The sequence below is a fragment of the Ulvibacterium sp. genome (genome assembly GCF_965248315.1).
Lineage (GTDB): Bacteria > Bacteroidota > Bacteroidia > Flavobacteriales > Flavobacteriaceae > Ulvibacterium.
Window position 1 is genome coordinate 2,127,494 of sequence record NZ_CBDFIX010000002.1, and the last position, 14,213, is coordinate 2,141,706.

Below are 14,213 nucleotides of genomic sequence, written 5' to 3' on the forward strand. Positions count from 1 at the left end.
ATACAATGAAAACTGTAGTTTCCTTATTTCTAGCCCTATTCGGGTTTCAAGTAATCCTTTCACAGTCCAATATCAATGATTTATTGGCGGCCGGTCTGGAGGATGCCGAACGGTATACCAATGATTACCTGGCACCAGTTTCCGAAGGAGCAATGCACAGTATCTCCAATGGATGGTATAACTCGGGAGAATCTAAACCCTTAGGTGGTTTTGAAATTTCAATTATTGGGAATGTATCTTCCTTCAAGAATAAGGATGATAAAAAGGCATTTACTTTAAATACAGCCGATTATGAAAACCTTCAATTTGTTGACGGCAGTACGGCGAGACCCGTTTCAACGGCCTTGGGTGACCTAGAGGGCATACGCGTCTTCGTTGAAGCAGAAATAGCTCCAGGTATAACTGAACGTGAAGAATTTGAACTGCCTTCCGGGCTTGCTTCTGAGGACATCAATGTAATTCCCTCGGCTTTTTTGCAAGCAAGTGTTGGGTTGTTTAAGGGAACTGAGGTAAAAGCCCGTTTTTTTCCTAAAATCAATACGGACGATATCGCGGCAGGGCTCTATGGTTTTGGCATTCAGCACGAATTTACAAGCCATTTGCCTGCGGAAAGGCTATTTCCATTGGCCATTTCCGGTGTGATCGGATATACCCATTTGGACGCTACCTATGATTTCAGTACTACGGATATTATAGCCGGTCAAAACCAAAGAATAGATCTGGTTATGAATACTTGGGTCTTTCAGGCGGTTGCCTCTACCAAGCTTCCCGTTATCAACTTTTATGGTGGAATAGGATATATGACCGGTAAATCCTCTACGGATATTTTGGGAACCTACATTGTACAATCGGGCCCTTTTCAACAAACCTATACCGATCCTTTTTCAGTAGAACAGGACGCAAGTGGTGTTAGGGCCAATATCGGAACAAAGTTAAAACTGGGATTCTTTAGATTAAATGTAGACTATACCTTGGCCGAATTCAATAATCTTGCCGTAGGTATAAATTTCGGCTTTAGATAATGAAGCATAATGAAAAGACCGTTGGTACATTAATCGCACCAACGGTCTTTTATTGTGTATCAACCTTCTATTTTTATTCCCTGATTGCAAAGGGATTTCCGTTCATGTCTTCCAACATACTTCCGTCTTGGGATTCTTTTAGGATTACGAGGTCGTCACCTCTATCCAATCCAGGATAGGAAATAGTGTATATACCATCTTCCTGACTCCACTTAAAGTCAGTTTTAATGGTAATCTTGCCATTTTCTATACCATGGTATCTGCCAAGATAGGCATCATTAAAAATCCATTCCTCGCGGAACGTTTGGTTTTGTGTCTTGCCTGTGGATATTTCTGCGACATTGGACCAAATTCCAATAACTTGATCGTTATTCTCGGCTATTCGGGAACAATTGCTAACGGAGATAATGGCCATGATCGCCAGAAATGAAAAAAGCTTTTTCATTTTGTAGGTTTTCTGATTCGGGGTTTGGTATATCTGAGAACGCTCAATGAACCATTGATATTGCTAAAATTCGACGTATGGCACTATAATATGATTTTCTTCGTTGAATGGTCATTTTTTTTAACAACCTTTAATTAATTTATGGGTTTTGAAAACACTAAGAAGAACATAGATTAAACTGATTTTTGTCATTTTTTATCAAGGTAGAATCCCTACTTTTGCAGTGTTAAAAAACAACTAATAAATTATACGAATATGAAAGTTACCGTAGTAGGGGCAGGTGCCGTTGGCGCTAGTTGCGCGGAGTACATTGCCATAAAGGATTTTGCATCGGAAGTAGTATTGTTGGATATTAAGGAAGGGTATGCCGAGGGCAAGGCCATGGATTTAATGCAGACCGCTTCCCTTAATGGTTTTGATACTAAAATAACCGGTATAACCAACGATTACTCCAAAACTGCGGGAAGCAATATAGCGGTCATAACATCGGGGGTTCCAAGAAAACCCGGTATGACCCGCGAAGAACTCATAGGAATTAATGCAGGAATCGTTAAGACCGTATCTTCTAACTTATTGGAACATTCCCCCAATGCCATTTTAATTGTGGTAAGTAATCCTATGGATACCATGACCTATTTGGTTCACAAATCCACGAACCTTCCCAAGAACAAGATTATTGGAATGGGCGGTGCTTTGGATAGTGCGCGTTTCAAATACAGACTTGCAGAGGCTTTGGAAGCCCCTATTTCCGATATAGATGGCATGGTAATCGGTGGTCACAGTGATACCGGGATGGTACCTTTAGCTTCGCATGCCACCAGAAATAGTATTAATGTAACGGAGTTTTTAACTGAGGAAAGACTCTCCCAAGTAGTAGAGGATACCAAAGTGGGAGGTGCCACATTGACCAAACTTTTAGGAACCAGTGCTTGGTATGCCCCGGGGGCTGCCGTTTCTAGCTTGGTACAGGCCATTGCCTGCGATCAAAAGAAGATGTTTCCCTGCTCTACCTACTTGGAAGGTGAATACGGTCTTGAAGATATTTGTATAGGAGTGCCTGTGTTACTGGGTAAAAACGGAATAGAGGAAATTGTGAACGTTCCTTTGAGCGAAGCCGAAAAAAACAAAATGAAGGAAAGCGCCGCGGGAGTCTCCAAAACCAATGGATTGTTGGAACTTTAGCCCCCTCTTTAGGACGAAAATGCATATAAAGCCTCCTACCGATTACTATCGGTAGGAGGCTTTCGTTTTTACAATTACTCACAAATATATTGCCAAATCCTAGTGTAAATCATATATTTGCACGCTGTTACAAAAAGCATTCACAAAACACTTAATCAATGCAAAATAAAGGACTTATAAAACTTTTTGCTTTTTTGTTTGGGTTGGTAAGCATCTACCAATTATCCTACACGTTCATCACCGGTAAGGTTGAAAAAGAAGCAGAAGTTTTTGCCGAGAATCGGATATCGGAAGCTGAGGACGATTACGTAGCAAAGCGTGAAACGTTGGAGGCCAGATATTTGGATTCTATTGGTGCGAACCCGATTTTAGGATATACCTCGTATGATGATGCCAAGAAGAAGGAACTAAATAAAGGTTTGGACCTTAAGGGTGGTATAAACGTAACCCTCCAAATTTCCGTAAAGGATATTTTAAAAGGACTGGCGAATAACACCAAAAATCCAATTTTCAATAAGGCCTTGGCAGACGCCGATGCTGCTTCCAAAAGCAGTGACGATACCTATCTGGAATTGTTTTTTGATGCTTTTGATCAGATAAAAGGGGACACCCAATTAGCCTCTCCGGATATTTTTGCGAACAAAGGGTTAAGCGATGAAATTAATTTTCAGATGACGGATGATGAGGTAAAACCCATCATTAGAAGGAAAATTGACGAATCGATCGTTTCTGCGTTTGAGGTGCTTCGCGAAAGGATTGATGGATTTGGAGTTACCCAGCCCAATATCCAGCGGGAGGGGAATTCCGGGCGAATCTTGGTGGAACTACCTGGAGCAAAGGATATTGCAAGGGCACAAGATCTTCTTTCAAGTACGGCCCAATTGGAGTTCTGGGAGACCTATAGCCCCAGCAATCAAAGTATTTCCCAATTCTTTATTGCTGCCAATGAACGATTGAAATCTTTGGTGGATACCACTTCAGTAGAAGAGCCGGTAAAAGAAGAATCTGAACTGGATTCCCTGCTATCCGATGTTGCTGAAGACTCATTGGATATCGCCAACCAAATAAATCCGGTCTTCGATTTAATCGCCGGACCTGGAAGTGGTTATGCCATTGCAAAGGTGGCTATAAAGGATACTGCCAAATTTGGAAATTATTTGCGAATGCCGGAGACACGTAGATTGTTGCCTGCGGATATACGTTTTGCTAAATTTTTGTGGGAACGGCCTTCTGCCGAAAATGCGGAAGTAGTGGATTTATACGCACTTAAATCCAACCGTGATGCAGTTCCGAGAATAAGCGGGGATGTTGTTAGTGATGCGCGGGATGACTTTGATCAATTTGGAAAACCGGCAGTTACTATGACCATGAATACCAAAGGAGCCAAGGAATGGGAAAAACTGACCGGGGATGCCTTTACCAACCAAACCGGTATTGCCATCGTCTTGGATAACAAAGTATATACGGCGCCGGGAGTATCCTCAGGACCTATTTCCGGGGGACGTTCGGAAATTACGGGAACCTTTACCGTAAATGAGACCAAGGATATCGCAAACGTATTACGCGCTGGAAAGTTACCTGCATCAGCTGAAATCATTCAATCGGAAATTGTGGGTCCTTCTTTGGGGCAAGAGGCTATAGATAGTGGTTTTATGTCCTTTATGATCGCCATGTCCATTGTTTTGGTATGGATGATTTTCTACTACGGAAAAGCGGGAATATTTGCGGACATTGCTTTGCTGTTGAACATCCTTTTGATTTTTGGGGTACTTACCAGTTTGGGGGCCGTACTTACTTTACCTGGTATTGCGGGTATTGTATTGACCATAGGGATGTCCGTAGATGCCAATGTGCTTATTTTTGAACGTGTTAAGGAAGAACTGGCAAAGGGCAAGGGTAAGGGAGAGGCAGTGGCCGATGGTTTTAGCAATGCCTTATCCTCTATTTTGGATGCCAACGTTACTACGGGTCTTACAGCCATTATACTATTTGTTTTTGGTTCCGGTCCCATTAAGGGTTTTGCGACCACGCTTTTAATCGGTATTCTTACCTCCTTGTTCACTGCTATCTTCATTACACGTCTATTGGTAGATTGGTACATAAGCGGAAAAGGTAGAACACTTGATTTCTCCACCGCGATTACTAAAAACTTGTTCAAGAACATCAATATTAATTTCTTGGGCAAGCGAAAAATAGCCTATGTCATTTCCTTGATATTGGTAGGTGTCGGAGTCTTTTCCCTAGTCACACAAGGTTTACAACAGGGTGTTGATTTTATCGGTGGCCGTTCGTATCAAATACGTTTTGAGCAGGCGGTAAACCCCTCGGAAATTGCATCTGAACTAAATGCTGTATTTGGAAGTGGTACCAATGTCAAGACTTTTGGGGAAGCCAATCAGATAAAGGTGACCACACCATACAAAGTAGACGTAGAGGGAATTGAGGTAGATAATGAAATCCAGACCAAATTATACTCTTCACTACAAAAATATTTGCCCGATGGTACCAGTATGGATGACTTTAGAGTGGGAAGTGGAGAAAAATCCATTGGTATTTTGCAGTCCATAAAAGTTGGCCCTACTATTGCGGATGATATAAAAAACAATGCCTTCTTGGCTATCATTGGTTCCTTGGCGGTAGTGTTTCTATATATTTTGCTTCGATTTAGAAGATGGCAGTTTTCATTGGGTGCCGTCGTCGCCGTATTCCATGATGTCATGATCGTTCTTGGAGTATTTTCGTTGTTCGGTACTATTATGCCGTTTAACATGGAAATTGACCAAGCCTTTATTGCTGCCATACTAACCGTAATCGGTTATTCCCTAAATGATACCGTGGTGGTCTTTGATCGAATCCGGGAGATTATTGGCGAGCGGGGTTGGAAAGCCGGGGATAACATTAATTTGGCCGTAAACAGTACGTTAAGCCGAACATTGAATACATCGTTAACGACCTTGATCGTGTTGTTGGCCATATTCATCTTCGGTGGTGAATCGCTTCGCGGCTTTATGTTTGCCATGATCATAGGGGTCATAGTAGGTACCTATTCCTCTGTTTTTATCGCAACGCCTGTTATGTTCGATACCATACGGAAGAAAATAGTGAAACCCAAAGCTGAAAAGGCGATGGCCTAGTATACCAAATGTATTGATAGATTTTTTAAAAGCCGTCCTAGGACGGCTTTTTATTTCCCCTAGATCCCGTAGGTGTCATTTGTAGTTCGTAGACAAAGTCTGGATTTAGGCCTGGTTCTTTTCTATGGGATACAAATATGATGGCTGTATCGCTTTCGCTTGCCATTTTATTGACCAAGGCAACCAATAAATCAGCTGAGGCATCGTCCAGTCCGGCAGTGGGCTCGTCCAAAATTAGTAGCAACGGATGTTTAACCATAGCCCTTACCGTCATGATCAAGCGTTGTTGCCCCATGGTCAGGTTATGAAAATGTGTGTCCTTTAAGTCCCACATCCCAATTAATCGTAACCATTCCGCGGCCAGACGCAATTGGGCCTCCGTTGGTTTTGTGTATAACCCAATGGAATCGGTGAGCCCGGAAACAATCATATGTTCCAAGGTATGATAACCGGTAAACTTATCTGTCATCGCTGGCGTAAAATACCCCATTTTCTCCTTTAACTCCCATACACTCTCCCCACTTCCCTTTTTATGGCCGAAAATATAGAGTTCTTGTCCGTATCCTTTTGGGTTTTCTCCTGTAATCATGGAAAGAATCGTGGTCTTGCCACTTCCGTTTTTTCCCATCAACTGCCAAAACTCCCCCTTTTCGATTTTCCAATCTATCGCATCGAGCACCCTTTTGTCACCAAATTGTACGGTTACATTTTTTAAATCTACCAATACCCTTTGCTTATATTGCCATGATTGCAATGGCGAGGGAATAATACCTAAGCTTGGTATGGGTCTGTTTATAGAAGCGGGTATAGGATTTTCATGAATTAGCAAATCCTTTTGTTTAAGACTGGCATAGTTTGTTACAAATGGAAGGAGGTCTTTTCGCCTGCTAAGTATCTGAATAATGGTTGTTCTGGCTGATATTTTTTCAAGCCGTTTTGTTAGTTCCTCCTGTGATTCGGTATCCAAGTTGTCAAAAGGATTGTCCAGGATAATAAAATCTGGACTACCATTCAAGATATATTTCAACAATGCTTTTTTTTGTTCCCCACTGGAATGGGATCGAAGGCTTTGGGAAACCCCGCGGGTAAGCACTTTTATATCGTGCCGGTCTTCTTCCAGCATAAATAGCTCCAAGACCAGTTTGGAAAATAGAGCTCCTTTTTGCTCTTCTAGTTTGGACAGGTCCCTGGGCGGATTTCCATCCAATAATGATTTAGTGAAATGGGCCTTGTCCGAGGAATTATCAATAAAAATGGCCCAGTGTACATTTTTGGCTGAAGTAGAATTCATAGTCCGCTAAGATATGGTTTGTTCGGTAATGCTTCAAAAGGACGTATGTATTTTGAAAGTGTCTTGAAATTGATATCAATGCAATTGACAAGTGCAATAAAGGGCTTGGGCCTCAAGCATCAATTTGAACAAATTGTTATTTTTTTCAATTTTAAAAGTAGTTGCGCTTTTTTAATCGTTGCTTGTAAAGTATTTTTCCAGAAATTTTCACAAAATCATTTTAATACGGACGCATGGCAGACGGGATTACTCTTAAGAAAGTAGAAAAAGAAATTGGAAAGGCCTATATAGATCTTAGATTCCTATTGGAAGCCCTTTATGAAGTTCTCGTTGAAAATGGGGAGGAGGGCATTGCCGATGGCATTCCGTGGATTCAAGAAGGTACCTCTAAGGATGTTTCGATTACTCCAAAGGTAGTACAACTCTATTCCTTGGTATTTCAATTAGTGAATATGGTTGAGATCAACAGTGCCGTTCAAAATAGGAGGGAGCTGGAAGAGGATGATTTTACAGGGGTCAATGGCCTTTGGGCATGGAATTTAAAGTCCTTAAAGGAGCAGGGCTTTACCCAAAGGGAGATTTTGGACACCATGGGGAAATTATCCGTAGAACCCGTATTGACCGCACATCCTACGGAGGCCAAACGGGCAACCGTGTTGGAGCACCATAGAGAACTGTATCTATTGTTGGTACAGTTGGAAAATACGATGTATTCCACCCATGAGAAGGAAAGAATTCGGGAGACCATTAAATTGACCCTTTACCGCTTGTGGAAAACAGGGGAAATCTATTTGGAAAAACCGGACGTAGACTCGGAATTCAGAAACATATTGCATTATCTGGTGAACGTTTTCCCACAGGTTATTTCCATTGTTGATAACCGTTTGGAACATGCCCTTTCCATTGTTGGGTTCAATAGCGAAACTTTAAGGTCCCATCATTTTTACCCGCACATTGCTTTTGGGAATTGGGTAGGTGGTGATCGTGATGGCCATCCATTGGTGACTGCAGAGGTAACCCGGCATACGTTACTTCAATTACGTCTTAATGCCTTTGTAGTGATCCGCAGAAAACTTAACGAATTGGTGAGACGGCTGAGCTTGACCCATAGTTTGAAGAACTGTAGTACCGAATACCAAAAAAGGCTTCAGGAAATGAGTACCGATCTAGGTGACAAAGGCCCTGAAGCGCTAAACCGGAACAAGGGGGAAGCCTTTAGACAAATGGTTTCCCTAATGATAGCCAAATTGCCAGTAGATACGGAAAGAGGGCATGCAACTAAGCTCTCCGAAGTGCAAGGGGCTTATATACATTCTTCACAATTACGTAATGACCTACTTATTTTACAGAAAGAGCTATTACATTTTGGAGCCAAATCCATGGCCTATGGAGATATTACCGGAGCAATACGCATCGTTGAGGTGTTCGGCTTTCATTTAGCAGCTTTGGATATCAGGCAAAACAGCGCATTTCACGATAAAGCGGTTTCTCAATTATTAAAGGCTGCCCAATTGGAGGAATACTCCTTTGGTGACTGGGACGAGGATAAAAGAACCCAGTTCCTATTAGGTGAATTGCAGCACGCCCGCCCATTTGTTCATCCCAAGACCCCGTTGGAAAACGAGGCCCAGACCGTAATGGAATGTTATCGTGCCGTTGAGGCCCATACGGCTAAATATGGCTTTAATTGTATCGGCTCCTTTATTGTTAGCATGACACGCTCCTTTTCCGATTTGTTAACAGTATATCTACTGGCCAAGGAAGCTGGTCTTACTTTTATGACCGATGAAGGATTGGTCTGCAAAGTTCATGTGGTACCTCTATTGGAAACCATTGAGGATTTGGAAAATGGCCCTTCTATCTTGAAAGAATATCTTGGCAATCCTATGGTGATGCGATCTTTGGAATATGAACAACAACAGAAGAAGCTCGCACGTCCGAGGCAACAGATTATGGTCGGTTACAGTGATAGCAACAAAGATGGCGGTATCATGGCCAGTCAATGGAATTTATACAAAGCCCAATATAGGCTTGCGCAGGTTGGTAAGGACTTTGGTGTGGATATTCGATTCTTCCATGGGAAAGGAGGATCTATAAGTCGTGGCTCTGGACCGACACATTATTTTATTCAGGCCCTATCTTTCGGTTCTCCAAATGGAGACATTCGATTAACGGAACAGGGGGAAACCATTGCCCAGAAATATGCCAATAGGGTAAACGCCGCCTATAATATAGAATTGCTGGTGGCCAATACCTTGAGCAAAACGTTATTGGAACAGAGTAAGGAAAGAACCTTTCATAAACATGCAAAAATCATTGAGTGGCTGGCCAATGAAAGTAAGGAACGGTATGGAGAACTAATACAATCGGAAGGCTTTATTGCGTTTTTCAGAACAGCGACACCCATAGATGCCATAGAAACCAGTAAAATAGGGTCAAGACCTGCTAAACGGACCGGTGCCAGTTCCCTGGAGGACCTTAGGGCGATACCCTGGGTATTCTCTTGGAGTCAGGCCAGATATCATATGACTAGTTGGTACGGTCTTGGAACTGCACTTAAAAATTTAAAGTCGTCCCATTCGGAGGATTACCGTAAATTGAAGGAAGCGTTGAAGGAGGATCCCTTTTTGCGATACGTTTTTACCAATGTGGATAGCAGCCTGGCCGCTACGGATGAAGAAATAATGAGTATGTATGCAGAATTGGTGCCGGATACCGATATTAGGAAAGCGTTCCTGTCCAAATTTCTAGAAGAGTTAAAGTCCATGCGAGATCACTTGTACGATCTTTTGGAAAAGGACATCAAGGAAAGACGAAAGAACCATTATTATTCCAATCAGCTTCGTACAACACTTATGACCTCGTTGCATAAAAAACAGATAGAACTTCTGGAAAAATGGCGGGAAGAGCGTGAGCAAAATTCAAAAACAGCAGAGAAAACCCAAACAGAGTTGATGTTGACCATTAACGCCATTGCCAGTGCAAACCGAAATACTGGATAGTATTCAAAAGACCTGTAAATTTCAATTCTGGGAAATCGTAAAAGGAGATCGTATTCTATAAATTTGAACCGGGTTGTCCTTGTATAAGGTGGTCTTGTCCAGATGCATCCCATTATTAAGTGCTACTTTTTGGGAAGGTATATTGTCCACATGTATGATGGAAATCAAGGAATCCGCCAAGTTATTTTTAAACGCAAATTCCCTGCATTTTATCGCCGCTTCCGTGGCGTAACCTTGTTTCCAGTATTCAGGAAGGATGGAGTAGCCTATTTCCAATTCTTGCAGTCCATCCACGGTTTGTACCAATAGACCACAAATTCCGACGAGGTTTCCGTCGGATTTAAGAATTAGGGCGTTCATTCCTCCTAATTTTTTTTCGTAGCGTTCAAATACTCTATCGAATTGTTCTCGGCAAGCTGTATAAGGGTCTTTAGGTAGGCCCTCCCAATATTGGGTACTTCGCGGATATTTGTGAAATGGGAGCCATGCCTTAAAATCCGTGGACAATAAATTTCGAAATTTTAATCTTTTTGTCTCCTCCCCATATAGAAGTAACCCCATTTTGCCTACAATCTGTTAAAGGCGATACTATCACCAACTTTCAATCCCCATTTTTGGACCAGACCGGCATTCAATTCCAAAACATATTGTACGGGAACTTTGGAGGGCAAACTTTTTTCATCCAAAGGTTGCGCATTTTCTTGAAAACTGGCAATAGTCATGTTATCCTTAACGTAGACAATGTCAAGAGGAAATTCAGTATTCTTCATATAAAAATTGTGCAAGCGCACATCTTCAAAGATGAATAGCATACCTTGATGCTCTTCCATGCCTTTTCGGTACATCAATCCGGTTTCGGTTTCATAGCTGGTCTCTGCAATTTCAATATCAATCTTGGTCAGAATGGAATCTGTTCCCATATTAAAAATTTGGAGTTCTCCTTCCCTGGTAAAAACTATGGGTTCGGTTTTAATGACTTTTTTGGATTCTTCTTTACAGGATTGGAGGATCAAGAAGCCGGCAAAAAGGTAAATTATAAATCTACGGGATTTCATCATTTTGAAAATTAAAAGAAGAACGTGAAACTAAACTTTACTATGTCATCTCCCAGTTTGTAAACGGTACAATTCGAACATTCCAAGATACCTTAAGTCTTTTCAATTGAACATGACTCATTGATCAATGTTTACTAACCTTTGGTCTTAGCATAAAATATAGTCCTATTAAAACAAATGGGATGCTTAACCATTGTCCTGTGGATAAAAGCCCAAGAGACTCTTCAAAACCACCCTGACTTTTTTTCACGAATTCCACAAAGAAGCGGATGGTCCAGAGTAACACCAAAAAGAGCCCGAACAAATAGCCCGTTTTATTTTTCTTATCCGTTTTCCAATATAAGTAATACAACAAGAGAAATACAAAAATGTAGGCAACACCTTCATAGAGCTGGGCCGGATGCCGATAGGGGATTTGATTTAAATATTCCGAAAACTGTGGATTGTTTACCAAGGAACTATAGGCTTCATTAACAGATTGTTCCTGGGTTACGGCCATTGCCTTGGAGGGATGCATGTCATCCGAATCGCGAATAAATTTGGTGGCAAACATAAACGACTCGTCCGTAATTTTCCCATTGATTTCAGAATTGAAAAAATTTCCCAAACGCACACAGAATGCACCAATTGAAAAGGGGATTACCATTCTGTCCAATAACCATAATACATTAAACTCTGGATATTTACGCTTGTAGAGGTACATGCCTATGATAACCCCTATTGCTGCACCATGGCTGGCCAATCCGGTGAACCCGGTAAATTCATAGCCCTTGATGAAACCTAGTAAGCTGGCATTGGCACTTTCACGAATTGGTAATAATATCTCTAGCAGATGATTTTGATAATAGGGCCAATCGTAGAAGAATACATGGCCTAGGCGGGCTCCCAGCATGGTGGCCAGTAAAGTATAAATTAGCAGGGAATCCAATTGTTCCACTGTTTTTTTTTCTTGGAGAAAAATTCGTTTCATGATGAACCAACCCAGAGCAAAGGCTACGATCCACAACAGATTGTAATACTTGATTTGTATGGGCCCAAGATTAAAAAGTGTCTCGTTCGGATTCCAGATGATACCTAAAAAGTACATATGCATTATTTTGAAGGGCTAAGATAAAAAATAGAAACTAGACCACTTCGGTTTTTGGAAACTAGAATACAGATAAACAAAGTATGATTTTTTTGATTGATTTACCTCTTCTAAAAAGTAGATAAGCTACATTTTAGCTATTGATTGCCGACTTGATTCTTGAGCTTGTACATGAGTTTGAAGCCTATGGTACGGGATCATATCCTTTTCCACCCCAAGGATGGCAGCTAAAAATTCTTTTTATGGACAACCACCCTCCTTTAAAAAGACCATGTTTTTGCAATGCTTCCAAAGTGTACTGTGAACAAGTAGGGGAGTAGCGACAGGTTGCCGGGGTATAAGGGGAGATCGCAGTTTGATAAAACCGTACGAGGAGAACGAATGGGGCTATCAATATTTTTTTCATAAGTGCCGAAATTTTTTCGGTGACCATAGCATTTGTTTGCCGGAAAGGACGGGGTCGCTTTGGATAATGACTGGTTTCTTAAGGGCATACATGGCTTCAGGAAATACTAAATGTAGTACCTTCTTTGCCATCCTTTAATTGAATTCCCAAAGCTGCCAACTGATCTCTAATAGTATCCGAAGTGGCAAAATCCCTGTTAGACCGTGCTTCGTTACGTAATTGAATCAACAATTCCACAACGCCCTCAAGTTTATCGGAATCCTTGTTGTTATCCGAATTTTGTTCCAAGCCCAAGATATCAAAAACAAAGGAATGCATACTTTGTTGCAAAGCTTGTTTATGTTCCAAGGTAATACTTTCCTTTCCGTCCTTTATAAGGTTAATGTGTTTTACCGCATCAAAAAGGTGGGCAATAAGGATCGGGGTATTAAAATCATCGTTCATGGCATCATAACATTGCTGTTTCCATGTGTTTAAATCAAAATCCGTTGATTGCTTGGGTTCTAATTTGGCAAGGGTATCCATTGCTTCGATAAGGCGATTAAAGCCTTTTTCAGAGGCCAAAAGCGCCTCATTGCTCAAATCCAAAATACTGGTATAATGGGCCTGCATCATAAAAAAACGTACAACTGACGGCGAGAATGGTTTGCTCAGGATGTTATTCTCACCTGAGAAAATTTCTCCCGGCAGGATGTTATTTCCGGTAGATTTTGCCATCTTTTTGCCATTCAGAGTCAGCATGTTGGCATGTAGCCAATAGTTTACGGGAGAACGCCCGTTGCTTGCTTCGGCCTGGGCAATCTCACATTCGTGGTGCGGAAATTTCAAGTCCATTCCACCACCGTGAATATCAAAAGTCTCACCCAAGTATTTGGTGCTCATTGCAGTACACTCCAAATGCCAACCTGGAAAACCATCTCCCCAAGGAGAAGGCCACCTCATGATATGTTGTGGCTCTGCCTTTTTCCAAAGGGCAAAATCCTGAGGGCTTTTTTTCTCATCCTGTGCTGTAAGTTCGCGGGTATTGGCAATCATATCCTCCAATTTTCTTCCGCTCAATTTTCCGTATTCATGAGAGTCGTTAAATTTACTTACATCAAAATAGACTGAGCCATTTATCTCGTAGGCATACCCTTTTTCAATAATATCCTTAATAATTTCTATTTGTTCTATAATGTGCCCGGTTGCCGTAGGTTCTATACTGGGGGGCAGAAAATTGAATTTTTCTAGAATATTGTGAAAATCGACGGTGTAGCGTTGTACCACTTCCATGGGTTCCAATTGCTCCAAACGTGCCTTTTTTGCAATTTTATCTTCTCCATCTTCAGCATCATCCACCAAATGCCCTGCATCGGTAATATTCCTAACATATCTAACTTTGTAACCTAAATGTCTCAGGTACCTAAAAATCATATCGAAGGACATAAAGGTTCTGCAGTTTCCCAAATGCACATTGCTATATACCGTTGGTCCACATACATACATACCAATGTGACCCTCGTTCAAGGGTTTAAAGACTTCTTTTTTTCCGGAAAGTGAGTTATGGACCTTTAAGTTCTGGCTTTTGTACAATTGCATACGTTGGCAGG

General features: G+C 41.5%; 11 protein-coding genes. 4 read left to right on the forward strand and 7 right to left on the reverse strand.

The genetic code is table 11. The annotated features are described in order from the left end of the window. Positions 1-5: 5 nt before the first annotated feature. Positions 6-1,022, forward strand: a complete 1,017-nt coding sequence (locus tag ACP2AF_RS10750; RefSeq protein WP_425236158.1) for a DUF6588 family protein — start codon at positions 6-8, stop codon at positions 1,020-1,022. Positions 1,023-1,095: 73 nt separating this feature from the next. Here ACP2AF_RS10750 and ACP2AF_RS10755 read toward each other — a convergent pair whose 3' ends face one another. Beyond that, complete coding sequence (locus tag ACP2AF_RS10755; protein ID WP_425236159.1) at positions 1,096-1,467, reverse strand: hypothetical protein; 372 nt, start codon at positions 1,465-1,467, stop codon at positions 1,096-1,098. A gap of 255 nt (positions 1,468-1,722) precedes the next feature. Between ACP2AF_RS10755 and ACP2AF_RS10760 the strand changes: the two genes are divergently transcribed. Both ACP2AF_RS10760 and secDF read left to right on the forward strand, forming a co-directional pair. Next, positions 1,723-2,649, forward strand: coding sequence for a malate dehydrogenase (locus ACP2AF_RS10760; protein WP_425236160.1), 927 nt, complete (start codon positions 1,723-1,725; stop codon positions 2,647-2,649). Between the two features lie 158 nt (positions 2,650-2,807). Then, positions 2,808-5,783 (forward strand): protein translocase subunit SecDF, encoded by a 2,976-nt coding sequence (secDF, locus tag ACP2AF_RS10765; protein ID WP_425236161.1) that lies wholly within the window; start codon positions 2,808-2,810, stop codon positions 5,781-5,783. A 37-nt stretch (positions 5,784-5,820) separates the two neighbouring features. Here secDF and ACP2AF_RS10770 read toward each other — a convergent pair whose 3' ends face one another. Next, a complete protein-coding gene (locus ACP2AF_RS10770) occupies positions 5,821-7,074 on the reverse strand; it encodes an ATP-binding cassette domain-containing protein (protein ID WP_425236162.1) in 1,254 nt (417 codons plus the stop codon). A 233-nt stretch (positions 7,075-7,307) separates the two neighbouring features. Here ACP2AF_RS10770 and ACP2AF_RS10775 point away from each other — a divergent pair, with 233 nt between their 5' ends. Next, a complete protein-coding gene (locus tag ACP2AF_RS10775) occupies positions 7,308-10,076 on the forward strand; it encodes a phosphoenolpyruvate carboxylase (RefSeq protein ID WP_425236163.1) in 2,769 nt (922 codons plus the stop codon). Between the two features lie 21 nt (positions 10,077-10,097). Here the strand turns inward: ACP2AF_RS10775 and ACP2AF_RS10780 are convergent, their stop codons facing one another. From ACP2AF_RS10780 to cysS, 5 genes are all read right to left on the reverse strand, one after another. Beyond that, positions 10,098-10,637, reverse strand: coding sequence for a GNAT family N-acetyltransferase (locus ACP2AF_RS10780; protein ID WP_425236164.1), 540 nt, complete (start codon positions 10,635-10,637; stop codon positions 10,098-10,100). 5 nt (positions 10,638-10,642) lie between these two features. After that, positions 10,643-11,131, reverse strand: coding sequence for a DUF192 domain-containing protein (locus tag ACP2AF_RS10785; protein ID WP_425236165.1), 489 nt, complete (start codon positions 11,129-11,131; stop codon positions 10,643-10,645). 124 nt (positions 11,132-11,255) lie between these two features. Continuing rightward, positions 11,256-12,218 carry a prolipoprotein diacylglyceryl transferase gene (lgt, locus tag ACP2AF_RS10790; protein ID WP_425236166.1) on the reverse strand — a complete coding sequence of 321 codons (963 nt, stop codon included), beginning with the start codon at positions 12,216-12,218 and terminating at the stop codon, positions 11,256-11,258. A 184-nt stretch (positions 12,219-12,402) separates the two neighbouring features. Beyond that, positions 12,403-12,624 (reverse strand): membrane protein insertion efficiency factor YidD, encoded by a 222-nt coding sequence (yidD, locus tag ACP2AF_RS10795; RefSeq protein WP_211341796.1) that lies wholly within the window; start codon positions 12,622-12,624, stop codon positions 12,403-12,405. Between the two features lie 96 nt (positions 12,625-12,720). Continuing rightward, positions 12,721-14,202 carry a cysteine--tRNA ligase gene (cysS, locus tag ACP2AF_RS10800; protein WP_425236167.1) on the reverse strand — a complete coding sequence of 494 codons (1,482 nt, stop codon included), beginning with the start codon at positions 14,200-14,202 and terminating at the stop codon, positions 12,721-12,723. Between the last annotated feature and the right edge of the window lie 11 nt (positions 14,203-14,213).